The sequence below is a fragment of the uncultured Coprobacter sp. genome (assembly GCF_947855755.1).
Taxonomy (GTDB): domain Bacteria; phylum Bacteroidota; class Bacteroidia; order Bacteroidales; family Coprobacteraceae; genus Coprobacter.
This window is the reverse complement of record NZ_CANUAR010000003.1, coordinates 74,133-100,794: the sequence shown is the minus strand read 5'-3', so window position 1 is coordinate 100,794 and position 26,662 is coordinate 74,133. Positions and strand designations below refer to the sequence as shown.

Sequence of the window (26,662 nt, the reverse complement as noted above, 5' to 3'; positions counted from 1 at the left end):
AATTTGTGCCTGCAAAAATACAATTTCAAAATATATTACAGTACAGACGGAACATACATTTTTCCCTGCCTGCTATTTCTCCGCAACATGCGTTTCAGTAAACGTGCGGTGAATTCATGATTTTTTAACCCCCATTTCGGAGCTATCAACAAATCATCGGGAGACTGGGAAACAAAACGCTCTACTGTAATATCCGGTCTCAGATGTTCGATAAAATCGATTACTAAATCAATGTATTCATCGACATCGAACAGATGAAACCGTTCTGGATTCTCCGCCTGTTCGTATGCCATACGGGTATTGCGAATCAGTTGCAACTGATGTAACTTCAATGTCGACAACGGTAACCGGGACAGTTTCTCAGCATGAGAAATAATCGTTTCCCGATCTTCTCCCGGAAGTCCCAGAATCATGTGAGCACCCGTCAAGATTCCGGCATTTACGGTGCGCTTTATCGCATCCACAGATTCGGAAAAGGTATGCCCTCGGTTTATTCTTTTCAATGTCTCGTCGCATGTCGATTCTATGCCATACTCGACCAAGACAAAATATTTTTTCGACAGCTCCGACAAATAGGAAAGAAGTTGATCCGGCATACAATCGGGACGTGTACCGATAATCAGCCCCACAACACCATGAACGCCCAAAGCCTCCTCATACTTGTCCCGCAATGACCGCAATTCTCCATAAGTATTGGTATAAGCCTGAAAATAGGCCAAATATTCCATATCGGGATACTTGTGCCCGAAAAAACCGATTCCTTCTTGCAACTGTTCGGTAATAGACTTGTCGGTATGGCAATACTCAGGACTGAATGTCTGATTGTTACAGTAGGTACAACCTCCGTTTCCTTTTGTTCCATCTCTATTCGGACAGGTAAATCCGGCATTTATAGAGATTTTCTGGACTTTACCTCGAAAATATTTTTTCAAGAATGCCCCGAAATCGGCATAAGGCTTTTCGTCCATTCCTATTTCCCGTATTCTCTATAAAATCCGACAATCGCTTCTATTCCCTTGTCCATAATATCTATCGGCATATTTTCATTCGGTGAATGCGTCGCATCCGACTCCAGACCGAAACCCATAAGGATAGACTTCACTCCTAAAACTTTCTCGAAAGTCGCGATAATAGGAATACTCCCTCCCCGACGAACTGCCAAAGGTTTTTTCCCGAAAGCCTCTTCATAGCCTTTCTCAGCAGCTTTATACGCAGGAAGATCTATCGGACATACATACCCTTCTCCCCCATGCATCGGCGTCACTTTTACCCGAACATAATCAGGAGTTATACGATTAATATAATCGATAAACATTCTTGATATTTTTTCGTGTTCCTGATGCGGCACCAGACGACACGAAACTTTAGCATAAGCCTTAGATGGAAGAACCGTCTTCGATCCTTCTCCCGTGAAACCGCCCCAAATCCCACAAACATCGAATGTCGGACGAATCGCCGTACGTTCCAGCGTCGAATATCCTTTCTCTCCGAAAAGAGCTTTTACATCCAGTGATTCACGATATTTATCTTCACTATAAGGAACGGCTGCCAACATCTCCCGTTCCCGAGCAGAAACTTCTTCTACATCGTCATAAAAACCGGGAATCGTAATACGTCCGTCATTATCGGTAATTCCGGCGATCATTTTACACAAAACATTTATAGGATTCGCCACCGCACCGCCGAAAATACCAGAGTGTAAATCCCGATCAGGTCCAGTCACTTCTATTTCCCAATATGCCAATCCTCGCAGACCGGTAGTAATGGAAGGAACATCAGCCCCCACCATACTCGTATCGGAAACCAGAATTATATCTGATTTTAAAAGATCCTTATGTGTACGGCAAAAATCTTCAAGACCGGGAGACCCGACCTCCTCTCCGCCTTCAAACAAAAACTTCACATTGCATTTCAACAGCTTCTCTCGCAAAGCAATCTCAAATGCCTTGACTTGCAGAAACGATTGACCTTTATCATCATCAGCCCCCCTCGCCCACAAACGTCCGTCCCGAATAACGGGTTCGAAAGGATCGGTATTCCACAACTCCAAAGGCTCGACTGGCATTACATCATAATGCCCATAAACCAAAACCGTAGGAGCTGACGGATCGATAACTTTAGAAGCAAATACTACCGAATTTGCCGAAGTCGGCATCACCTCTGCCATATCGACACCGGTCTCCAGCAATAAATTTTTCCAGCGCAAAGCGCACTCTTGCATATCATTCTCATGTGAAGGATCTGAACTTATAGAAGGTATTCTGATCAAAGAGAACAACTCCTCCTGAAACCGTCCGCGATTTTTCTCGATATATTCTTTTACATTCATACTTTCAAATCTTTATTTTCCAAATACTTTTAATCTATATGTCTCGTCTTATTCAATAAATAATGATCGAGAATAACCATTGCCGCCATAGATTCGACGATAGGAACTGCACGAGGTAATACACAAGGATCATGACGCCCTTTTGCCTTCAGGTTTATCTCATTACCGGCATAATCCAGTGTCCGGATATCACGTAAAATAGTAGCAATAGGTTTGAATGCAACTCTGAAATAGATGTCTTCTCCATTGGAAATTCCTCCTTGTATTCCTCCCGAATGATTTGTCATCGTAGAAACTTTACCGTCCTTTTTTATAAACACATCATTCATTTCAGATCCGCGATACTGAACGCCATCGAATCCCATACCATATTCGAAACCTTTTACCGCATTAATGCTCAACATGGCATTACCCAAATCGGCATGTAATTTATTAAACACCGGATCACCCAATCCCACCGGGACGTTCTTAATGACACAGGTAATGACTCCGCCAATCGTATCCCCTTCCGACTTGACATCCGCAATCAATTCTATCATCTTCTCTGCCGTATCGGCATCAGGACAACGTACGATATTCGATTCTATCTTATCCAAATCATAATGAGTATAATCTTTAGGCAATTTGATCGGTCCTACCTGAGAGGTAAATGCCCTGATATCGACAGAGAGTCTTCTTAATGCCAACTTTGCCAAAGCTCCGGCAACACACCGGGCAATGGTTTCTCTCGCAGAAGAACGACCTCCTCCTCGATGATCCCGGTATCCGTATTTCTGCTGATATGTATAATCTGCATGAGACGGACGATAGGCTTCTCTTAAATTATCGTAATCTCCGGAATGTTGATTTTCATTATACACGACAAAACCGATAGGAGTTCCCGTAGAATATCCGTCAAATATACCTGAAAGAAGCACTACCTTGTCCCCTTCTTTTCTCGGAGTAACAATCGAAGACTGCCCGGGACGACGACGGTTCAATTCTTTCTGTATGAAGTCCATATCGATCTCAACTCCTGCAGGCATCCCATCGATAACGCCTCCTACTCCTTTTCCATGAGACTCACCGAATGAAGTAAGCCTGAATATTGTTCCGAAACTATTCATCGTTTAAATATATTATTTAATATATGCAAGTAAAGATACAACTTTTTCCTGAATAGTAAATATGAAACTTAACTTATATAACAAGCAGAATGTTTTCAATTTCCTTTTTTTATTCTAAGAGCCTGTTTAAATTTTGTTCAGATCAGGTTTGAAAATATTTTTTTTGTTTTTATGAGGAGGATAACGAGCTTACATGCGCATGCAGAAAAAGAAAAAACAGATCGAAAAAGAAACAAGAAGTATGAAAATGTAATTTTTTATCGAGAGATTTAAACAGGTTCTAAATAAAATAGTATCAATTACATCAAAAAAGGGACTCTCGTTATTTTAATAAAAAAGAAAAATCAGATAGAATACATTAACTGAAAAAATTACTACATTTGTAATTAGGATTTTAATCTTTTATACTTAAAAAATAAAAAAATGAAAAGTCTGAAATTTACAGCGTTGTTTTTAGCTGCGATCATGATGCTCGCCAGTTGTGGTACAATGAATAATACAGGTAAAGGTGCTCTCATTGGCGGGGGTGGCGGTGCTGCATTAGGTGCTGGAATAGGCGCTCTTATCGGAAAAGGTAAAGGTGCGGCAATCGGTGCTGCCGTAGGTGCTGCGGTAGGCAGTGGCGCTGGAGCTCTTATCGGGAAAAAGATGGATAAGCAAAAAGCCGAGCTGGAAAAAATAGAAAGTGCTCAAGTTTCTACCGTAACAGACCAAAACGGCCTTCAAGCTATTAAAGTAACATTTGATAATGGTATTCTATTTAAATTGAACAGTTCTACTTTGAATGCGGTTTCAAAAACAGCTTTATCCCAATTTGCCGCATCTCTAAAAAATACTCCGGAAACCGATATCACAATATGGGGACATACCGACAATACCGGAACTCTGGCTGTAAACGAACGGATTTCTGCTCAAAGAGCTGAGGCTGTTGCCGACTTTCTCGTACAAAACGGTATTCCCAGAAGTAGAATGACTACAGCCGGAAAAGCATATAATGAACCTGTTGCTAGCAACGATACTGAAGCAGGACGTGCACAGAACCGTCGGGTGGATATCTATATCACAGCAAACGAAAATATGATTAAACAAGCCGAGCAAGGAACTCTACAATAAACATAGTAATTCAAAAGATTTGAAGCACCTCCGAAAATTTAAGAGAAAATTTTCGGAGGTGCTTCCATATAAAAGGCTTTTTTGACGATTCTCACAATCCTGAAAGCCAATCGGAATAAATTGTTGTTAAAAAAAATTTTCATCGAATTTAATTTTCGAAATCCCAAAATCTTTATTGTATATTTGTTATATTCATTAAAATACAAGAATTAATTTAATACGATTATGAAAGTATCCTACCTCTTATTAGCAGAAGGTTTTGAAGAAATCGAAGCTCTTGCTACTACAGACATGTTACGCCGGGCTGGTATGGAAATAAAAACAGTATCTATCACTCCGAAATTAGAGGTCAAAGGAGCCCATGACATCATTGTCCGTGCAGATATGACTTTCGATACACAAACTATATCTGACGCACAATGGATCATATTACCTGGAGGAATGCCCGGTGCAAAACATCTGGAAGAGTATGCTCCACTGATCGAAATACTGAAAAAACGGGCAGACGCCGGAGAAAATATTGCTGCAATTTGTGCAGCACCTGCTCTCGTTCTCGGGAAGAACGGGATTTTGAAGGGGAAACGAGCCACTTGCTATCCGGGATTTGAACAATTTCTCACCGAAGCCACTTACACAGCTCAACCGGTCGAAATAGACGGGAACATTATTACCGGAAACGGCCCGGCTTCTACGATAAAATTTGCTGCAAAAATTATCGAAAACACATTGGGTAAAGAAACCGCCGACTCTGTTTTAAAAGGAATGATGACAGAAAACGTATAGTAAAGATCTACAAAAATGCCGACAAGATATTTTGTGAGGATTGTCGGCATTTCTATTTTCTCAGCTTTATAATTTCTCAGAACCTGTCTAAATTTTACTCGGGTCAGATTTGAAAGTTTCTTTCGAGGATGTTTTTCTGATTTTATAAGAAGGATAATGGACTATCTGACGAACGAAAACGGGAAAACGGATTGAAAGAAAACACAAAAATGGCCTGGTTATATTATTTTATCAGAAATTCACACAGGCTTTTAATTAACAAAGAAACTTTTATCCTTAATTTTATTTTTTATTATCTCTATCAAATCCTTGTTCGTACAATCCATAAAATCCATAAAGGGACAGATACTCTCAACATTAACCATACACCAGTCTCCGATAAATTGGATATAATTATTTTCATCTACGATCAACTTAAATCCTAATTCCGTATCAGAGTTTCTTAATGTCGTCACTGCCAACTCTCGAAATTCCCCATCATAGCTTTTATTTCCGCAACATAAGCGCATTTTACCTTTTCTACTAAGACTGATCGATGCAGGATTATTCACTTCTTGTAATTTACCTTCAGCATCAGCGACTTTATAATATTTGAAATAAAGCATATAATCATACTCCGAAGCAATATCGTATATATCGGTCGTGTTATAAATCACCTCCCACTCATTATTCTTAGAAATATAAAACTTATTGTGCTTTTTCTTTGGAACGCAAAGAGAACATTTCGAATTATTTATATAGTAGTAATTATCGTCTTCGTCATATTTTATATAAGAAGCCCATACCCCATCCTTAGATTGCGGACGGTATTCTGCCCAATCATTTCCGTCTCTTACAAAATACCCTCCTTCGTAACAATATATTTGACGCCCGTTTGCTTTAAAATAGCTATAAATCTCTTTTGTATAATAAATCACCTCCCATTCGCCATTCTTAGAAATATAAAACTTATTGTGCTTTTTCTTCGGAACACAAAGAGAACATTTCGAATTATTTATATAGTAGTAATTATCGTCTTCGTCATATTTCATATAAGAAGCCCATACTCCATCCTTAGATTGCGGACGGTATTCTGCCCAATTATTCCCATCTTTCACAAAATACCCTCCCTCGTAAGTAAATAAACCGGTTATTTGGGCTGCCAACTCTACGATAAAAAACAATGTACAAGAAATTATCAGATAAAGTTTTTTCATGGTGTAATACCTCTTTATTTATACAATAACAAATATAGGGATAAAAATATATATAATATACTTATACTTAAATAAATACAAAATAATTTGCTTATTAAAGCCGACTCTTATTACTTCTTTGCAATATAATCATAAACAACTTTTGAAACAGAGGCTATTATAGCCGCATTTGTTTTATCATCTTCTTCCGAATCCCGTACAAAAACAGCAATACAATAGTGTTGTCCGTCAGGTAACTGTACAAAAGCCAGATCATTGTCTCCCGCCTTTATTCCTTTAGCGTTCCGATCAGAACTTCCAGTTTTATGTCCCATTACCACCCCTTCAGGAAGTCCGGCTTTTATCTTATCATTTCCGGTAGATGTTTCTATCATAATTTTTCTTAAATAGCTCCCATACTCGTCTCTGAACAAATCTTCTTTTAAAAATTTATCCAACAATAGAACGGCAGAAGACGGCGTAGCCGTATTGCAGTACTGTTTCTCAAATGCCTCATGCATCACCGCTTCCGTCGCAACAACAGACATTCCCGAAATGCCCAACCGCTTAATATAATCATCGACAACTTTTGCCCCGCCGATATACCCGAATAATATATCACACGCGTTATTATCACTCAACGATACCGTATAGGAAAGCAACTCTCGTATCGACATCTTAATATTACCCTGAGGATGCCGATCTCTCAAAGGGCTATATGTGTCAGGTAACAGATCCGATTTCCGGACAAATATCTCGGTATCGAGGGAAAGATTATTTTTATGAAGATAATCGAGAACAGCAAGAGCTAATGGAAATTTGCAAACACTCATCATCGGATAATCGCCTTTATTTATTTCCAAAAGTTGATTATCTTCATAAAAAACAGCAACTCCTACGGTTGCTTTTTTCCCTTCCAAAACAGAAGCGATACGCATCTTCAATTCTCTTTTATCCTTTGAGAAAGCTACTGTAACGGTAAAACATGCGATTAAGACTCCAACAATAAAATATTTCATAATTATCCGATATTATTTATGAGAAACAAAAATACTTAAAAATATACTCAAGCTGATTATCTATATCTTATAAAAATATATCAATGTTCCTCAAAAACGATGACACACCATTGCACTATCAGAGCTCCTTCTTTCGGAAAAACACAAGCGTAAATATTTTTTCATTTTTAACAATTAAGTATTCCTTAAGATCGTACCTTTGCACTCCCGTGTGCTTGATAAACCACGTAAAAAACAAGATGTATGAAAAAAACAGTCAGCCTCCCCTTTATGGTGTTGAGCATACTTTTCTGTGTATGCCTCATCATTTCCAACATTCTGGAAGTGAAAATGATCTCTTTAGGTCCTGTCACGGCAACTGCCGGACTTATCGTATTCCCTATCTCGTATATTATAAATGATTGTATTGCCGAAGTATGGGGTTATAAAAAAGCTCGATTGATCATTTGGGCAGGATTTGCCATGAACTTTCTTGCCGTAGCGCTTATACAGTTGGCAATACTTTTGCCTCCGGCTTCATTCTGGAACGGACAAGAAGCCTTTTCTTTGGTATTTGCCGCAACTCCCCGTATCGCAGTAGCCAGCTTGATCGCATTTTTGTCCGGCTCGTTTTTGAATGCTTACGTTATGAGCAAAATGAAAGTAGCCAGCAAAGGTAAAAGATTTTCGCTTCGGGCAATGGTATCGACATTGGTAGGAGAAAGTGCCGATTCTTTGATCTTTTTTCCTGTGGCTTTCGCCGGAGTCGTACCGTTTAACGAGCTGCTGATACTTATCATAACTCAAGCAATTCTGAAATCGGCCTACGAGGCTATCATCTTACCGGTTACCATACGAGTGGTAAAGCTAATCAAACGAATTGACGGAAGCGATGTATATGACACCGACATTTCTTATAATATACTAAAAATAAAAGAAGTATAATATTTATATGGAAGAAAAGACACTAAGCCTATTAGGAAAAAAGACAGAATATCCTCAAGATTATGCTCCTGAAGTATTGGAAGCATTCAATAATAAACACCCGGAGATGGATTATTGGGTACGTTTCAACTGTCCCGAATTTACAAGTCTTTGTCCTATTACAGGACAACCGGATTTTGCAACTATACAGATCGATTATATTCCGGATATAAAAATGGTAGAGAGCAAAAGTTTGAAGCTTTATTTATTCAGTTTTCGCAATCATGGGGGATTTCATGAAGATTGCGTCAACTTGATTATGAAAGATCTCATCAAACTTATGAACCCCAAATACATCGAAGTTACCGGTTTTTTTACACCGAGAGGCGGAATCAGCATATACCCATACTGCAATTACGGACGTCCCGGTACTGAATATGCCGAAATGGCAAAAGATAGAATGAGAACCCATCGATAAAGCTGTTATAATGCAAAAAGTAGCCGTTATCCTGACATTTATCGGAAACGGCTACTTTTTTTATCTTTAAAACTTATTCAAATTTTACTCAAGTCTGCTTTGAAGTTTTCTTTATTGGAAAAATTTTAAACAGGCTCTTATATAATCTAATTTTTCACAGGGCGTACCGACCGTCCGTAATAACTGGCATTTCCCGCCCAACGAATCTGAGTCGGTTGCAACTCTAAATAATAGGCATAATCATTATCTCCGGCATTACGATACTGAGATGTCCAGTAATAGCCGACTTCTCCGCCTTTAGAAATCGTCGATCCCGGATAGATACGATACCCTGTTGCCGGCAGGAAAAGCCCGCCGACCAACTCTTCATCGGTAATCTGACGTGCTGAAGTATTCTCTATACGGCCGCTTTTCATCGGAGGAGTAAACAAATATCCATATACATTTTTACCATCCTCTGTCGTATAATATCCATATTGATATGAGGCTTCATTATACAATTTTTGCATCTCCGCCTGTGTCGGCAGTCTCCATGCCCCTTGCGTCGCCCAATAAGCAATATCTCCGTAAGACGCAGCAGCAAAATCAGAGGTCTCGGCCGTACATGCCTCATCGGTAAACATTTTACCACTTATGTCTTGCGACACATTCTTTGCACAAACACTGGAACTGGTAGTCAAAGCATTTGCACCGCATACTCCCCAATTGAAATGATCCATCTGCGAAGAACTTTGTGAAATAGACGACCCGGTATTACCATCGACATAATTGAAGTATTCCCATTGATGATCGGAAATCTTCCAATCTTCACCTAAATGCTGAAGGTTACCTCTTGCCCATTTTATTCCGCAAACGCTGACATAATCATTATATTCCGAATTTACATCATCATAAAGCATTCCGTCTTTATCATCATCGTCATCGGAAGAACATGCGGCAAATCCGAACGTCATCGCAGACACTGCCGCCATAATCAATAAATTTTTTAAATTCATATTTTTTATTTAAATAACCAGTTACAGACATAAATATATAAATTTCAGGAAAGAATATATATAATATAGACAAAGGTAAGCAGCTTGTTAACGTTTTCAAAATCTATATACTGAAAAAGAGATTTCCAACGCTTATTTTTAACATTTCATCTTCAAAAGACAGACTATCGCAATAACCGGACTATATATAAAAGTTCTGCCGATAAGAATCCTTATCGGCAGAACTTTTATATATCCCCACAAACTATACGACTCTTACAGATTCCGGTGCAATTACAAATTTCATTTCACGATTATCATACGCCCTTTTGTATTGGCAACCCACTGAGGAGCATACAGACACTGTATCGTAGAAATACCGTTATGATAACTTCCGGGACGATCGACCCAAACATCATAACTAACTACATAAGTACCTTTCGGGAGAAAATCAAAATAGAGATTCGTCACCGCATCTTTTGTTTCCTGATAATAGCAAACTCCGTCTTTACATTCGTAACGCGACAGCTGATCGACCGGTTCGAAACATGCAGGACGTTGATCTTTTACATGGACAAATTCCAAATCACGATCTGTCCTTATTACCAAACGGATATTGACCTTATCTCCGCTTTTCAACGTCACTTTATTTAAAGGCAAATATACTTTTTCTTTTCCCGACATTTGTTCCACAAAAAATTGCTTATCGATAGAAAAACCTTTGACCGCCTTATTTCGTATCTGTGTAAAATCGGCAAAATACTGTCGGTACAACGCTCCCCATGAAGGTTGTTTCTGATCGGTCGATACTTCGACATTTGCCAAATCAGGAGTAATATCCGTTCCCTGACGGACATACCGTTCATATCCGATGAAACCATCCGTAACCTCAGGTTTTAAAACGGTTTTCCCCCATGTGATTTTTACCGTATTTTTCGATGCTGACAACATATAGTCTCCGGTATTCAATATTGCATTGACGGCATCTATCGTCGAAGGCACAGATCCCCAATTCTGCGTCTGTTTTTGCATAATCAACCAACGTTTCATCTCATTCAACTCTTGTTTTGAATTCGGATCTATTTCTGCAAAAGCATTCATTATTGCAGTATGCATCTGTATTGCGCTATTTCTATAAGCATAAGACGACTTATTATTTTGCCAAAACATTCCCATATCTTCTGTCGTTGTAGAATATTCTCGCAAAGACTCCAATATCTCTTTGGCCTCATCGGTAAAACCATAACGATACAACGATACTGCAGCAATAGCTTTTTCGTACAAAGAGAAAGAAACCCACTCCCTCTTTATATACTCGATGATCTCTTTATGAGCACTTAGAGCTTTTGCCAACGGTATGTCCCGATAGCTACTTCTCACATACACATAAAGAAGCTTGCCATATTCAGATACCACACCCAACTTCTTAGCTTTCCTCCTTTCCTGATCCGAAATAATACAGCTATCCAAATAATTGATCGCCCGCATCTGCATATATTTAGAAGCTTCGTCATATTGTATTCCACCTAATTTCGTCAAGCGAGACAGCCCTTCTAAAGTATTAACCGTCATCAAGAAGCTAACCGGCATTTTTTTCATCCAACCCCAACCGCCTTCGGGCTTCTGCAAGTCATGAAGCAATTCCAATGCTTTATTTTGCAACTGCTCAGCACGAGAAACATCCAATAAACTGGAAAGTGATTGCAATCGTTCCGTTTCATTTTGTGCATCCAACGCCCAAGGCGTCTCTGAAATCAATACGGATTTTAACTCTTCATTTTTCTCCAAAGGAGATGCTAAAGATGAACCGGTCTCATTTTTAACTTTCCAAGTCTGCAATGCCGAAACGATCTCAGGATTATTGCGAGCTAAAACCGAAGCGACCGTATTGCCATATAAAGCTGCCGTAATATTAATAACATCGGTACCCGAAACTTCATTTAATTGAGGAAGAGCCTGCACTACATACCAAAGCGGATTAGCCGTATACTCCAATACCATACGATAATTTTCCTCTGCATCATCAGAAAGCCCTTGCATCCGTATGTTTTTTATTTCCTTCCCGCCTTTCAACACAAAAGGTTCAGCCTCCGTCACCAACGTCCGCGACGGTAATATCGGAATAATGTGTTGTTCTCCATCGCTTACTCCGGGAGTCACCGCGTTTACACGGATACCCAACACATCCAACCCCTCAGGAACTGTAAAATCCACACTTTCCGATTTCGATTTTCCGGCTTCAAGAATAAACTCCTGCTTTTTCTGTTCCAATACTTTATCAGTATATGGATCGAACAACTCGAATGTGAAACTGCCGCTCATCAAACGATCTGATATATTCTGCATTAATGTAGCAATCGAGACCTCATCTCCCCTACGTACAAAACGAGGTATGTTCGGGACTACCATCAACTGTTTTTGAGAAATCACATTATTTTTATACGAACCGTATTTCAGATCTTTCGTATAAGCCAAAGCCTGAAATTGCCATTCGGTGTTGCTTTCGGGAATCGTAAATTTAACAGACACTTCTCCTTGCTCATTCGTCGTCAATTGAGGATAAAAAAATGCCGTTTCATTGAAATCTCGCCGATATTGCACAGGTGTCTGTTCCAAATTTCCAGAACCGATCGCACCATCCGAGACTTCAGGAGCTGCTACATCTGCAACAGAAATACCGACCCGGCTTTTTGCCATTGTATTCATCTGTGTCGCAAAAGTCAAAGAGGACATTCTTCTGTAAATAGTAGAATAAACAAACCTTCCGAAATAAAGCGGAGAACATGAAGTGCTTATCCGTTCCGATTTCCAAATGTTTTGTCCCTCTACTCCCTGCAAAAACAAGCCATAATCTATCGGACTATATACCGGTCTGAAACTCCAATCATGAGGCATTATCTCATTTAAAGAAGCATCGAACATCTCGGTCATAAAGCGTGCGGAAACGGGTTTTCCCGATGCGTCCTTCACTGTAAAGCTCCAAGACTCTTGACTGCCCGGAACTGTTCTATCCCGGAAAGTAGAAGTCGTTATCGACAATTTCATATCCGGCTTTTTCCGATGTATATTTATCACAGAGTTATAAGAACATCCTTCTTTTATAAAAGATACGAAAAGCTTAAGACGATCACCATATTCCGGTTTATATAAAACAGGGAATCGGTGGTTTTTATTCGATATTTTTACTCTTCGAGAGTCTACCAAACGAAATCCATCATATAAATTGCATAAAACGTATGCTTGCTTGATAGAAGTCCCGTATATGACATCGACAGACTCCCCATCCGAAATTTGATACAAATTTTTAGGCACCCATTCATACGTTTTCATCGGGGGCTTTTTATCTTGCATACTATATAAAGCAAAATCGGCATTTCTGATAACCAAGTTTCCATTAGTATCCGTCACCTGAAGTACAAGACGGTATATGCCCGAAGGCAATTTTTTCCAACTTCCCAAAGCAGGAATATTATCCGACACGAAACTCTTTTCTTCTACCTGCATCCGCACTTTCAACGAATCGGCACTTATAATGTCATGTTTCGATATAGGATTTTCCAAACCATACATCGAATATAATATATACTTACATTTTACCGAAACCGGCATTCCTGCCATATTCGTTATCCTGAACTTGACCGGATTGGGTGCATCCTTGTCAATCATTTTGGGAACTTCCATCTGCACCGACAACGGACTTTCTCCCACCGTCACCCAATAAGATTGAGATTGTGTTTCACCATTAGCAGATGTTACATTTACATCAATCCTGAATCGATAAAAAGTTCCGGTCTTCAATGCATCCTTATCGCTTTTCCGAGCAACAAATCGAAGCGTAAACTCACCGTCTTCTCCCGTAAACAACTCTCCTTGAGCTATCTGTTCACCATTATTATTTCTCCACCAACTGTTCGCAAGACGTTGCACCGTATAAGAAACATCCGCTCCTGAAACAGGAACTCCCGAAAAACTGATGACTTTGCCGTTAACCGAGACCACCTGGCCTAAAGACACGGCATCTTTTACCGGCTCGAATAAAATACGGAAAGTCGGTCTTTTATATTCCGACACTTGTACAGATAAACTTTCGTTACGACCTTCTACTCTAATCCGGCAATATCCGTTTACCATATCCGAAGGAAGCTCAAAAGATCCGGTAAACGAGCCGAACGAGTCGCCTTGAACCGTGCGGCGGGCAATATCTTTACCTTGGGCCGAAAGAACGACTGTATAACGTCCGTCAGGTACGACTGTCCCGACTTTTTCTCCCACCCGATAATCTATTCCGGAAAAATAAAGCGTCTGTCCGGGACGATAAACAGAACGGTCGGTAAAGAGAGAAATCATTTCACGTTCCGTATCCGCATCACCGTTCCAATATCCGTATCTCAAGTTCTGAAGCGGATAATAAACATCATTCTTCATTTCGGGTTTAAAATACGTTACCGCATCTTTCTCACCCAAACGAACCAAACCCAAACGATCTGCCTTTACCGTACTTACATAAGAATCTTCAGAATCTGAACGAAACAATTTTACCGGAATCCCGGATAACGGTTTTCCGCTTTTAGAATCAGTCAGGATAACGAGCGTCTCTTTTTCTGTCGGAGCTAAAGTCGCCGCGTAGATACGGGAAACATAGAAACCGATTTTTCCAAGATCAGCTTTCTCTTCCGAAAAAAATCTCAAGAAATATTCTCCGTTATTCAGTGCCGGAAGAACACATTTCCCGGTGCGATTTGCCAAACTCAACGTATCACTCAGATGCAAAGTATCTGCAAATTGCAGTATGCTGTCATTACCCTCCGTACGATATAACTTAAAATAAAGCTGCTTGATATTCTTATACCCAAAAGAGAGCGTATGCGGTTCTCCCGGATATAAAACTTGACCCATATTCAGATCGAAACTATATGCCGTCAATTGATCTTGTTCATATTTAAGACAATCCAGGCGAGGATATTCCGGGAAACGAGAAATCAACCGATCAGATAACTTTACCAGATAGGCTTTAGTTTCGGGTGATGTATTCCGGCTATAATAATCCAATAAATCTATCGCTATTTCTACCGAATAAGGACTATCTTTATAAACATTCAGCAGATTTTCTAATTTTTGAGGGTATTCAACTCCGGAGTTGTTATCCTGTAAAAACTTCAACCGTTTCAAATCAGCTATAAGGTAAGAGGGCGATCCCGGATCGGAAAATCTCAACAACAACTGATACACGGCAATTACCTGATGTCTCAACTGATATTTCTCTGGGAAATATGGATAGTTTACAAAATCTGCTGCCGGCATATTCAATTCTTTCAACAAAGGCTCTTCAAGAATAAAAGGAAGTACCGGATTCGACAATAATCCCTCATATATATCTATTGCACGGTACGCCAAAAAGTCGAGCATGGTCGGGGTCAATATTTCCCAATCTTTATCGGTATACAGAGCATCTTTATAAACCTGAGTAGATGTTTTATTTAAAATTTCTGCCGGTTTAACGGAAGACTGCAACAGATCGGATATCTTTCTTACAAAAGCTGCTCTATCCCATTCATCGATCTTCGCAAGATCGGGAGCTACATCTGTCGGAATACCACTCTCCAATACCCTTCGAGTATCCTCATAATAATCAAAAATTATCTGAGCCTCAATAGAGCTGAGCACAGCACGTTGTACCGAATCTGTAGAAGACTCTCTCAAATGCTCGGCAAACCGTATCAACGAGGGAAAACTATCTTGTGAAATTCGTAACTGATAATGCACATATTCAAGCAGATACTTTGCGATCAAAGGATTGTTCTTTTCTTGTATCGCTTTCTTCAAATTCTTATCAGCTTCAACCAAAGCCGTACGCGGTTTCGCTGTTTTATCCCGCATAGCAACAGCCTCATTTTTCGTAATCCCTTGAGAGAAAACTGTGCATATTCCCCCTATTACCCATAAAAAAACAAAAATAAATTTTTTCATAATACATTGCCCTCCTAACCTATCTGTCATACTACAAATATAATAACTAAAAGATAACCGTTAATTAAGAAAAGCCAAAAGATAATTATAAAACATTAACTATATCATTCTACTCATTACCGAATACATGTCTGAAAATGTCCGGGATATATAATTTCTTATCGAAAATTTTAGAGACTATCCGATTTTACACAAGTCAGGTTTGAGAGAAATCCACATGAATAGTCAGTTTTCCTTTTAAGAAAGATACCACACCGATACTGAAATCGTTATAGAACAAAAAAACGCAAAAAATATCCTGAAACCCAAACCGGGACTTACATTCTCCAAAATATGACAAAAGATATTTAGCAATCGAAATTAACCTATTTATTCTGATCTTGTAGTAATAAGAATATTGAAACGAAATAGAAAAGATTCAATACAAAAAATCTCCGATTAACAGATAATCAGAGATTTACGTTTTTAATTTTAAAAACTGCGGTGTGGACGGAAGATGAACCTTAATTCTATTCATCACGTACTCAATATCTTAGCAAGCTCTTAATTCTTTCTCCCACTAATAACCCCACGTGTGCAATTCTTTAGATTGCATGGTGTTGCGGTGGTTGTTTGAGTTGGTGCAAAAATACTAAATATTACTCGCATATCAAACTAATCATTTTCTATTTCTCTATAATTAAGTAAATATGAAGCCGTATTATTATTAACATACATTTCATATTCCTTAATACCTTTACTTCTTGCTATTAAACTCAATTCCTTTTTCTGTTCAAGAGGTAAATATGTACCATAATAGATTGCTGTGGGCTTCTTAACAGTTAGCTCTATATGATTTTCCTGTACCCGATTTTCACAACAACACATAAATCTCCACTCCTTTTCGTAAGCATATGTCTCTTTATCTTTATATAAAAAGGCTTTTATCCAAAACAAAGTATCTGGAAATGGAATATTATTTTGAGATTTAGTTTGTTGTGACATATCCAGTGTAGAATAATAATGTACTATTTCTGTTGCATCATACCTACAATCGGAATAAATTATAGGAAACAAATATGGATGAACCCTGTCTAAACAATCTCTCTTATCACATTTAGCACAAAGACTAAATACATAATCCGAAAAATCATATTCTACAGCAAATCCTTTATAACCATCTGCATATCTATCCCACATAATTTTAGAACATACATCCTCTGTAAAACAAGCTATTTTAGTCATGGGATTTTCTTTTATTAATTTTTCAGTAAGGACAACACTTCTTTTTACAAACTCTTTAATAGGTGTAATGTCCCATGTTGAAATAGCTTTTACTCCGTCAACAATATTATCTGTTGACATTGACAAAATATTTTTTAATACCGATTGACATATTTCATCATTGAAGATTAAAGTAAATAATGGTGGGACCTCTTTTTTTTCATGACAATATTCGATAAATGTTAATAGAGAAGCAGGGCTCAACGCATTTTTAATTAAAGATTCAATTTTTTTCGTATCTACATATATTAAAGAATCATACATATCATAAAACATGTCTGGTCTAACCAAAGATATAGTATTGTTTTTTAGAGAATCAACACTATAATCATTATATGCTCTAAATCTATAAAGTTTTGAAGGAACATTAGCTATTATATAACTAATAATATTGTTCCAATCTCTACTACGTTCTTCATCTTTTATATTGCTTGGGAAAATAGTTTTCTCTAACAGTAATTTGAATTCTTCTTTAAATTTCTGATTATTCATTTCTATAAAACTTAAATATCTATAAGCTCCATTTTGTATGTAGGAAATTTCCTATTATATTTTCGCCACTACTATAACAATGCAAGATATTGTATTGAAAAAACAAATTGTTACAAAATATATTTCAGAAAAGGGGTAATGGCTTAGCAACGTGTTATCTACCTTTATTTACTTGATATTTCTTCAATAACTCTATGACAAAGATAGCTTAAATCTTAATTCTATCATATTTTTATATCAGTTTTTGCTGTCCTGCTAGAATGTACCTTTTTTACACCTATTATCAATCTAAGAAATCTTACTTTTGCCTGATAGTTAAGGCAAAATGGAAAAAATTCAAGTAATACAACTTACTAAATTGCTCACTCCTTATATAAAGCAATATTGTTTTTTAAGGATAGATGATGTAAAGCAAGGCTTTCAACGTTCTATCCCAGCAGGTTGTGTAACACTTGTTTTTCATAAAGGAAACAAAATTATTTCCTCTTTTCATAAGGGAACGCAGCCACAATCCTATATAAGTGGGCAAATCAGACTTATTCAGACATAGAATTTTCTTTCTTGGATATGGTCATTATCCTATTTCAGCCTATCGGATGCAGGATGTTTTTTCTATATCATACGGAAGAATTTACTAATCAAAACGTAGGTATTGATTTGTTAGATAACACCCGTTTAGCAGAATTGGATGAAAAAATAAATGAAGCATCTGATACTCCCATAATTCTTTGATTTTAAGTGGTACAAAATTAGTTTGTTACATTCAAAAACCAGCCACGCAAAAAGCTGACAATCAAAAACAAATGCATCAATTCGTGGGAACAAAATCGGCTTTCAAAAAGTCCCACGAATAAGCCACATGAGAACTGCCTTAAACCATCATTTTTTACCGAAGTGGAGAAAAAGAAAAAGCTCTGAAATCCTTAAATTTCAGAGCTTTGCATTAATTTTCTATTTTCTTTCGCGGTGCGGACGGGACTCGAACCCGCGACCCCATGCGTGACAGGCATGTATTCTAACCAGCTGAACTACCGCACCATTTTTATCGGGAACTCTCCTGTTCCCTTTTGCGTTTGCAAAGATAGATACTTTTTTTTATTCTGCAATAGTTTAATGAAAATTTTTACTTTCATAAATCCTTTAATAAAGCGACAATTTTACGGTTCAATTCATAACCGATAAGTTTACAGAAGCTTAGAGGCGTCTAAATTTTTCAACAAAAAGATTTATTAAGAAATACTCAGCCTTAATTTCATAATAATAAGAGACCTTTTACCCTGTCTCTTCGGTCGCAACGAATATCCTCGACATCGAAGCAAACGAGAATAAATCAGAAGGCTTTGCGGCAGATCGATAAAAATAGCTATTTTTGCAATCGAAAATCAGATTCTTAATAAAGATGCAACTTGACATTGCCCTGCAAAAAAAACATTTGAGCCATTTTATTTTCCCGAAGATTTCCGAAACTGCAGACGAGATGAACCTCCCTTGTTATGTTATCGGAGGATATGTACGTGATATTTTTCTGAAAAGGGATTCGAAAGATATCGATATCGTTACCGTAGGAAGCGGTATCGAATTAGCAACGACTTTCGCCGAGAAATTGGGAAAGTCGGCTCGACTATCGGTATTTAAAAACTTCGGTACGGCACAAGTCAAGTACAAAGATATCGAAGTAGAATTTGTCGGAGCACGCCGTGAGTCTTATACCCACGATTCACGCAAACCGATCGTAGAGGACGGTACTCTTTGCGATGATCAAAACCGCAGGGATTTCACGATAAACGCATTAGCGATTTGCTTGAATAAAGAACATTTCGGGGAGTTAATCGACCCGTTCAACGGAATGGAAGATCTGAAAGCAGGTATTATCCGCACGCCTTTAGATCCGGATATTACATTCAGTGACGATCCGTTACGCATGATGCGGGCTATACGATTTGCCACCCAATTGGGATTCTCTATCGAAAATGAAACTTTCGCCGCAATAGAGCGAAACCGTAAACGTATAGAAATTATTTCGAAAGAACGGATCATCGATGAATTAAACAAGATCGTAGCATCTTCAAAGCCCTCTACGGGTTTTATATTATTGGACAAATCGAAACTATTGCCTTTAATTTTCCCTGAATTAAGTGCGCTCAAAGGAATAGAAACTATCGAAGGTCGGGGGCATAAAGATAATTTTTATCACACACTGACCGTTCTGGACAACGTTGCAGAGAAAAGTAACAACTTATGGCTACGCTGGGCTGCCATACTACACGATATTGCTAAACCAGCGACGAAACGATACGACAAAAAATCAGGATGGACTTTTCATAACCATAATTTTATCGGCTACAAAATGATTCCGGGAATTTTCCGACGTATGAAACTGCCATTGAACGACAAAATGAAATTTGTCCAGAAAATGGTCGACTTGCACATGCGTCCTATCGTATTGGCCGAAGAAGAAGTCACCGATTCTGCCGTTCGGCGTTTATTGTTCGACGCCGGTAACGACATAGAAGAGCTAATGACTCTTTGTGAAGCAGATATTACATCTAAAAATCAGGAAAAGGTAAAGAAGTTTTTAGATAATTTCGCTCTGGTACGGCGTAAACTGAAAGAGATAGAGGAAAAAGACCGAATAAGAAATATGCAGCCCCCGATCAGCGGTGAAGAGATCATGTATATTTTCGGATTGACACCTTGCCGGGAAGTCGGAGATATAAAAAGCGCTATCAAAGACGCTATACTCGATGGTATTATCCCGAACGAACGGGATGCTGCCTTTCGCTTCATGCTCGACTTTGCCGCTTCTAAAGGACTTATTCCGGTAAATAAAATGCTCTGACGTCATTATTTTATCCGCCAAAGACTCATGACCTTCCGATATATTGCACGGCAATTCAAAAACGATACGGCCAACAATAATACACTTCCGGCAAGAAGGGTCGGATAAAACAAACCCGGCTCATATCCCGGCCACATGCGAGAAAGCAAGCCGGTATAATATTCCCTGCTACCCCAAACAGCAAGCACTGCAAAAAGAAATACCGACAAATTCAGTATTATCGTAAGTACTCTATAAGGACGTGATACCTGTTCGGGCGTATAACCGATCAATAAAAGATTTTGTAATTTCCGTGTATTCTTCTGCAACAGCAAATAAATACTCAGCATCAAAATAAAAAACGATAATGCTGTAATTAATAGGCCTATCGCAATGACCAGTCCCGTAACGATCTTAAGAAAATAGGTTGCTTTCCCGGCATCCAGATTTCCACCTTCGGTTTCATAACCCTTCTTTTGTAAAAAAGTCACGATTCGCTCATCAGACAGATTAGCGACTTCCACTATCAGGCGGGAAGGTTCTTTCACCTCTCTATTCCCAAACTTTTCATTAGCCCATTGCATAAATTTATCCGGTACTAAAATCGTATTAAGTCTATTGGAAAAACCAACGATGTTACCTTTAAAATATCTGCTTCTTCCATTTCCTGAAATATGGATATCTATATTGACCAAACCCAACACCCCTTCGGAAAGTTGCGGAAGATTCCGAGACTGAGCAAATCCGAAATTATATAAGTTCAAATAATTACGAGGAAGGATGATCGGAAGGAAATCCGATCGCTCATCAAAACGCCAATCTGCAGATTTTACATCAATATAGGCATCGGGAACTGACTCGAAAAACATCTGTGTACTCATTCCCATGCCTCCTGCCATCGAGACTCCTGCAGATACATTAAAATGCCCCGGAGTAAAAGTCCCGATACTTTTCACAAAAGGCTGGTTCTTGATTTCCTCGATATCTTCTACAGTGAAACCGGAGCTCTTCTTTACAAGCGAACCTAATGTACTGACTCGTTTGGAAAGGATCATATATTCTTTTTTCATAAGACCATCTTCCTGTGAAAAAAGAGATTTCACATCTTGATAAAATTGAATGCTGAAAAGTACAATGAACATCCCTAAAAGATTAGCCAAAAAGAATCCGACAAATTGGACTATGCTCAGATGTCGTCTCAAGAGTTTCCACACCATATTTCAGAAATCGTTTTTAATGATAGCAAAATTTAAACTGCAAGTGCCCTTCTATAATCTCAATATTCTATCATACTTTATATCCAAATGTTTACCGATAGATGTCACAATTACACCGGCCTCTTGTTTCTCGGTCTCCTCCAATAATATAGAAGATAAAATATGACCGTTCTCCTCATCTAAATGACTGATCGGCTCATCCAAAAAGATAAAGTCGAACGGTTGGCATAGCGCCCGAATAAACGCAACCCGTTGTTGCTGTCCGAAAGACATCTTTCCGATTAACGAATTCTTCTTATCGGCTATTCCGAGTCGCTCGAAATATATCTTTATCTCCTCAATATTTTTATAATCGGTAAGGTTATTCTTAATCATTACATTTTCCCAAGCCGTCAACTCAGGGAAAAGACGAAGTTCCTGAAAAAGAAGGCTCAACGAACATCGTCGAAGGTCGATCCACCGGGAAACGGACAACTGTTTTATATCTTGACCATCAAAATAAATTTGCCCGGAATAATCGTCCCGATAACCATATAAATAACTGCAAAACGAAGATTTTCCCGTCCCCGATGCGGCTTCTATCAAATAGATCCGGCCTTTTTCTAAAGTTATGTCTTTTTCCCAGACTTCCGAATCAAGAACATCCCCACTCTCCGAAAAGACATGGGGAAGTACTTGTTTAAAAATAATTTTTTTCATAAAAATCTGACTACATCATTTGTGACGCCATCATCGTCACCCAGTCAAGTATAGAAGCAAAAGCATTTTTACTGTCGTCAGACATGAATATTTCGATATTGCCATTCACCCCGCTACCTGAACTGACCAAATATGTAAAAGGACATTGTGCGAGCAACGGTGCATATTGCCTCGATGAATAAGTACCCTTAACCATCGGTATAATGTTATCGATTCCCTCTTTCATATTAACGATAACGCTATAAGACTGCTTATTGAAAGCCGAAGCATAAGGAGTGTTTGCCATAGACTCCGGCATACTGTTACTAATATTCTCGAATACTTGCGTACTATTCGTAATGAAAAAATTCTTCTTATTTTCCAATCCGAAATATATCGATGTTTCTCCCGTACTTAGTTTATAACGGTTCTTCCCGATCTCCTTCACTCCCAATATACCCAAATTGCGTTTTATCAACTCTACCGCATAATCATCGCTTACTTGAGCAAAAACGGCCACATCAGGTATTGCTGTCCCCATAAATCCAGAACCGCTTCCAGACAAGCCGATCACAGATAATAACAGATCTCCGTCAATGGAATTTATTATTTTTTTTGCATCTTCACTCTGAATTGCATTCATTTGTGTCCGGGTGAATCCGGGTAATGCTAAAAGAAGTTTATACAATTTCTGTCCATCCAAATTCATTCCGATTGTATAAAGAGTATTCGCCGGTATCTGTTTCAAGAACCTACCGGACTGTTTTCCTCCTATCTTAAAAATTTCTTCCAGTTTCTTCATCGAATCTTTATCATCAGAACGTAATTCGGATGTTATTTCGATTTTTCCTTTTTGAAAATCACAATACCCGACTGAATAAAGCGATCCCAATAAAACACCATCCGGTAAATAAGCGGTATATGCAGAACGGAAAAATACAGGCAGAGCACTCATGCGATACCAATAATTAACATCTTTCCGTTCTTTCAAAAAAGCAGAAAATTCTTCATTCGACAACAAGCTGTTCTCTTTCTTTTGAGTAAACCACCCGGCTGCAGTTTTACTCTCCAAAATGTTTGTCGCATCCTGTCCCAATACCAATAACATCCGATCTTTATCAAAAAGACATTTTACTTCCTGACCGATAAGAGAACTCTCTATATCTCCCTCTTTTACTACCGGAGTCGCCGCACCTTCAGCCTCCATTGCCTTCAAGACCTCTTTCCATTTATCGAGATCCGAAACCTTAGTTAAAATACAAAGTACAGGATTCGTTTCACCAATTCCGAAACAGACCCAATTATCCGTAAAAGAAAGCCCCGAAGCCGCCGGATCTTCTTGTATATCTTCCCAAAGTTTCACCGCTCCTTCGCCCATACCACTACCAAAAGCATCGAAAAAAGAAGCATTTTTTTCAGACTTTATCCATTCGGATACATCTCCTTTTTTAGATAAAGACTTCATATCAAATGTCACGACAAAAGCGGCATCCGAAGGAATGATTTGCATGTATTCCGATTTTTCACTACATGAGAATAAAAATAAAAAAGCACATAATAGTGCACAAAGTCTGGTTAAAGAGATCCGGTTTTTCATACTTTATATTATTTAATCTTTATAACATTCAATCCCGTTTTCAAGTTCTCTCAGATTTCGATAATCTCATAGCTTGTCTAAATTTTCCAGTAAAAAATACCATCAGATCATTTGTCGCATTTTCATTCGTCAGATAGCCCGCCATCCTCCTCGTCAAAACGAAAACATCCTCGAAAGAAACTCTCAAACCTGTCCCTAACAAATTTAGATAGGCTCTTATTGCAAAGATAGTATTTCCCTATCGAAATGCAATCTTTTAGCATAATAAATAAATATTGAAAAATATTACAAACAGAACTTATCGAAAACAACTATTTCGATTAATAAAATGCAAAAAACAAAATATTTCTCTTTAAAAGTTTACTCATTATTGTATATTTGCAATAATATATCAAATTTAATGCTATGATGAACAGGTTTTTAATATTCGCATGTTTATGCTTGTTTTCTACACAAGGTTTCTCCGGAACTTACTGTAATGCAGTACCTGAATATCTGTCGGTCGGACAAGAATATTCCACCCGACCAAAGGAGTGTACACAAAGCAATCGACCATCTGCAATTTGTGATGTCACGTTAAAACGAGCCGCTACTTTGGTCGGAAGGGGCTCTTCCGAAGCGATATTGTCTTTCAACGTCAGAATTACCGATGCAGAAAATCCGCACCGGCTAAAAGGCATAAATATCGATCTCAAAGAATCTACGAACATAACAGATATTACCGCACTAAAAATTTACAGTCAAAATACAGACGACCGGTTTAAACCGGAGACGGCAACATTATGCGCCTCTGTTACCGACATTTCATCCGATGATATTCATATCGCATTTGACAAACCGCTCTCTTCGGGTAACAATTATTTCTATATCGTAGCTTCGGTAAGAAACAATGCTTATGAAGGAAACCGTATAAACATCAGATTATTGTCTTTAGAATCGACTATCGGATTTTGTACGCTATCGCAAAATGAAGCCGGAGGAACAACAGAAATTATTTTGGAACGCAAATTGCTATTCGCTCCCGGAGACGAAGGATCGAAATTTTACCGTATCCCGGCTCTGGTAACAGCCGCTGACGGCTCTTTGGTTATGGTCGCCGACAAAAGATGGACACAATTGAACGATCTGCCTTCTCACATAGACATCGTAGCCAAACGCAGCGAAGATAAAGGCAAAACTTGGTCAACGACATCAATCGTAGCCGGAGCAGATGACGACACAAAAGGATATGGAGATCCGGCCTTGATCGTAGATAAAAAAACGGGGGATATATTATGTATTTACGCTTTCGGACAAGGATTGTGGCAATCCACGGCATCCGACCCGATTCGGATAGGATTATCTCGCAGTAAAGACAATGGAAAAACCTGGAGTTCTACTGAAGATATCACCCCACAAATATACGGTGCAGAATGTAAAGACTCCATACGCAGGAACTGGTATGGCGCTTTTGCAGCTTCCGGACGAGGTTTACAACTGAAAGACGGACGTTTGATGTTCGTCCTTGCCGTACGAACTACCGACACATGGGGCGGAAATCTATCTAATTATGCATGTTATTCTGACGATGGAGGCAAAACTTGGGCTGTATCGAATAATGCCGCGACATCGACCGGCGACGAAGCCAAACTGGTAGAATTAAATAACGGAAATGTTATGATGAGTATTCGTAGCCCTAAAAACCGCACTTTCAGTATTTCGACAAACCGGGGTGTCAATTGGTCGGAAGCTTCAAAAAATCAAGATTTAAAAGAGCCTGCATGTAATGGAGATATAATTAACTATGCATCGATTCTCGGACTAAAAAACAAATCCTGCATTCTGCATTCTCTTCCCAATGACACATCAATACGGCAAAACGTATCTATAGCTGTCAGTTATGATGAAGGAGCGACCTGGCCTATAAAGAAAACGATATGTCCGGGCTATTCTGCTTATTCTACAATGACCGTATTACCGGACGGAACGATCGGCATTGTCGTCGAGGAAGGCAAATGGGATAAAAATCTACCGGGAGAAGACGGATTCAGCCTGTATTTTATGCGGTTCTCATTAGATTGGATCACGAACGGCACTGACAGATATGCTCTACCCCGATATTCTACCTATTATTATCAACGTGCGTCTTTATTCGACATATTGCCAATCACGTCCAAAGACATCGTTTTTTTAGGAAACAGTATCACAAACGGCTGCGAATGGCACGAACTTCTTAAAAACAAAAATGTCAAAAACAGGGGAATAAGCGGAGACGTCATTAGCGGCATAAATGATCGCATAGACGAAATTCTGAAAGGGAAGCCATCCAAGATATTTTTAATGGCAGGCATAAACGATATTTCTAAAGGTCACAGCATCGCAGAAATTACCGGAAATATCGACAAATTAGTAAAAAAGATCAAAAAAGTTTCTCCCAAAACGAAATTATATTTACAAAGTCTACTGCCTGTAAACGACTATTTCGGGAAATTCGAGGAACATACATCCCGCTGGCAAATGGTTGTCCCAATCAATGAAGAACTGAAAAAAATCGCAAAGGGAAATAAACTGACCTATGTCAACGTTTACTCCCTTTTTGCCAACTCTTCAGGTAAAATGAATATCCAATATACCAATGACGGTCTGCATTTATTAGGACCGGCTTATATCATGTGGCGCGACCTTATAAAACCTTATGTAGAAGAGTAAGTGTCTGTTTAAATTTTCTAAATAAAACCGGAAATGAATATTACAAGATTTGTTTCCGGTTT

Annotated in this window: 19 protein-coding genes, 1 tRNA gene and 1 pseudogene; 9 read left to right on the top strand and 12 right to left on the bottom strand. The window is 38.6% G+C overall.

Features of this window, described 5'->3' with window-relative positions; all coding sequences use genetic code 11:
- Window positions 1-35: 35 nt before the first annotated feature.
- The 3 genes from Q0093_RS03125 to aroC are packed head-to-tail and all read right to left on the bottom strand — an operon-like array spanning window position 36 to window position 3,435.
- Window positions 36-968 carry a TIGR01212 family radical SAM protein gene (locus Q0093_RS03125; RefSeq protein ID WP_297928410.1) on the bottom strand — a complete coding sequence of 311 codons (933 nt, stop codon included), beginning with the start codon at window positions 966-968 and terminating at the stop codon, window positions 36-38.
- A 2-nt stretch (window positions 969-970) separates the two neighbouring features.
- Window positions 971-2,329: a dipeptidase gene (locus tag Q0093_RS03120; RefSeq protein ID WP_297928409.1), complete on the bottom strand. Its 1,359-nt coding sequence runs from the start codon at window positions 2,327-2,329 to the stop codon at window positions 971-973.
- Between the two features lie 29 nt (window positions 2,330-2,358).
- Window positions 2,359-3,435 (bottom strand): chorismate synthase, encoded by a 1,077-nt coding sequence (aroC, locus tag Q0093_RS03115; protein WP_297928408.1) that lies wholly within the window; start codon window positions 3,433-3,435, stop codon window positions 2,359-2,361.
- 423 nt (window positions 3,436-3,858) lie between these two features.
- Between aroC and Q0093_RS03110 the strand changes: the two genes are divergently transcribed.
- Together Q0093_RS03110 and Q0093_RS03105 are read left to right on the top strand one after the other, a co-directional pair.
- Window positions 3,859-4,548, top strand: a complete 690-nt coding sequence (locus Q0093_RS03110) for an OmpA family protein (protein WP_297928407.1) — start codon at window positions 3,859-3,861, stop codon at window positions 4,546-4,548.
- A gap of 225 nt (window positions 4,549-4,773) precedes the next feature.
- The gene (locus tag Q0093_RS03105) at window positions 4,774-5,331 is read left to right on the top strand and encodes a DJ-1 family glyoxalase III (RefSeq protein WP_294176693.1); all 558 of its coding nucleotides are present in this window, start codon (window positions 4,774-4,776) and stop codon (window positions 5,329-5,331) included.
- 251 nt (window positions 5,332-5,582) lie between these two features.
- Here the strand turns inward: Q0093_RS03105 and Q0093_RS03100 are convergent, their stop codons facing one another.
- Complete coding sequence (locus tag Q0093_RS03100) at window positions 5,583-6,527, bottom strand: hypothetical protein (RefSeq protein WP_297928406.1); 945 nt, start codon at window positions 6,525-6,527, stop codon at window positions 5,583-5,585.
- Window positions 6,528-6,637: 110 nt separating this feature from the next.
- A complete protein-coding gene (gene bla / locus Q0093_RS03095; protein WP_297928405.1) occupies window positions 6,638-7,525 on the bottom strand; it encodes a class A beta-lactamase, subclass A2 in 888 nt (295 codons plus the stop codon).
- Window positions 7,526-7,768: 243 nt separating this feature from the next.
- Between bla and Q0093_RS03090 the strand changes: the two genes are divergently transcribed.
- Both Q0093_RS03090 and queF read left to right on the top strand, forming a co-directional pair.
- Window positions 7,769-8,449, top strand: a complete 681-nt coding sequence (locus tag Q0093_RS03090) for a queuosine precursor transporter (RefSeq protein ID WP_294176697.1) — start codon at window positions 7,769-7,771, stop codon at window positions 8,447-8,449.
- A gap of 7 nt (window positions 8,450-8,456) precedes the next feature.
- Window positions 8,457-8,906 (top strand): preQ(1) synthase, encoded by a 450-nt coding sequence (queF, locus tag Q0093_RS03085; protein ID WP_294176699.1) that lies wholly within the window; start codon window positions 8,457-8,459, stop codon window positions 8,904-8,906.
- A gap of 146 nt (window positions 8,907-9,052) precedes the next feature.
- On the opposite strand, the gene Q0093_RS03080 is transcribed toward queF, so the two are convergent.
- The 3 genes from Q0093_RS03080 to Q0093_RS03070 form a co-directional block, all read right to left on the bottom strand.
- A complete protein-coding gene (locus tag Q0093_RS03080; RefSeq protein ID WP_297928404.1) occupies window positions 9,053-9,901 on the bottom strand; it encodes a hypothetical protein in 849 nt (282 codons plus the stop codon).
- A gap of 282 nt (window positions 9,902-10,183) precedes the next feature.
- Window positions 10,184-15,847: an alpha-2-macroglobulin family protein gene (locus tag Q0093_RS03075; protein WP_297928403.1), complete on the bottom strand. Its 5,664-nt coding sequence runs from the start codon at window positions 15,845-15,847 to the stop codon at window positions 10,184-10,186.
- Between the two features lie 654 nt (window positions 15,848-16,501).
- Window positions 16,502-17,602, bottom strand: coding sequence for a DUF2971 domain-containing protein (locus Q0093_RS03070; RefSeq protein ID WP_297928402.1), 1,101 nt, complete (start codon window positions 17,600-17,602; stop codon window positions 16,502-16,504).
- 325 nt (window positions 17,603-17,927) lie between these two features.
- Between Q0093_RS03070 and Q0093_RS14830 the strand changes: the two genes are divergently transcribed.
- Window positions 17,928-18,152, top strand: a complete 225-nt coding sequence (locus tag Q0093_RS14830) for a DUF6597 domain-containing transcriptional factor (RefSeq protein WP_367175051.1) — start codon at window positions 17,928-17,930, stop codon at window positions 18,150-18,152.
- Window positions 18,153-18,169: 17 nt separating this feature from the next.
- Window positions 18,170-18,334, top strand: coding sequence for a hypothetical protein (locus tag Q0093_RS03065; RefSeq protein ID WP_297928401.1), 165 nt, complete (start codon window positions 18,170-18,172; stop codon window positions 18,332-18,334).
- A 232-nt stretch (window positions 18,335-18,566) separates the two neighbouring features.
- Here Q0093_RS03065 and Q0093_RS03060 read toward each other — a convergent pair.
- Window positions 18,567-18,640, bottom strand: a tRNA-Asp gene (locus Q0093_RS03060).
- 361 nt (window positions 18,641-19,001) lie between these two features.
- Between Q0093_RS03060 and Q0093_RS03055 the strand changes: the two genes are divergently transcribed.
- Window positions 19,002-20,441: an HD domain-containing protein gene (locus tag Q0093_RS03055; protein ID WP_297928400.1), complete on the top strand. Its 1,440-nt coding sequence runs from the start codon at window positions 19,002-19,004 to the stop codon at window positions 20,439-20,441.
- A gap of 5 nt (window positions 20,442-20,446) precedes the next feature.
- On the opposite strand, the gene Q0093_RS03050 is transcribed toward Q0093_RS03055, so the two are convergent.
- The 3 genes from Q0093_RS03050 to Q0093_RS03040 are packed head-to-tail and all read right to left on the bottom strand — an operon-like array spanning window position 20,447 to window position 23,912.
- Window positions 20,447-21,637, bottom strand: a complete 1,191-nt coding sequence (locus Q0093_RS03050; RefSeq protein ID WP_297928399.1) for an ABC transporter permease — start codon at window positions 21,635-21,637, stop codon at window positions 20,447-20,449.
- 51 nt (window positions 21,638-21,688) lie between these two features.
- The gene (locus Q0093_RS03045) at window positions 21,689-22,336 is read right to left on the bottom strand and encodes an ATP-binding cassette domain-containing protein (RefSeq protein ID WP_297928398.1); all 648 of its coding nucleotides are present in this window, start codon (window positions 22,334-22,336) and stop codon (window positions 21,689-21,691) included.
- 10 nt (window positions 22,337-22,346) lie between these two features.
- On the bottom strand, window positions 22,347-23,912 hold the full coding sequence (locus tag Q0093_RS03040; protein ID WP_297928397.1) for a DUF4836 family protein: 1,566 nt from the start codon (window positions 23,910-23,912) through the stop codon (window positions 22,347-22,349).
- 405 nt (window positions 23,913-24,317) lie between these two features.
- Between Q0093_RS03040 and Q0093_RS03035 the strand changes: the two are divergent.
- Together Q0093_RS03035 and Q0093_RS14825 are read left to right on the top strand one after the other, a co-directional pair.
- Window positions 24,318-25,877: pseudogene (locus tag Q0093_RS03035) on the top strand (exo-alpha-sialidase); the annotation flags it as partial.
- A 75-nt stretch (window positions 25,878-25,952) separates the two neighbouring features.
- Window positions 25,953-26,600 carry a GDSL-type esterase/lipase family protein gene (locus tag Q0093_RS14825; RefSeq protein ID WP_367175052.1) on the top strand — a complete coding sequence of 216 codons (648 nt, stop codon included), beginning with the start codon at window positions 25,953-25,955 and terminating at the stop codon, window positions 26,598-26,600.
- Window positions 26,601-26,662 lie beyond the last annotated feature (62 nt).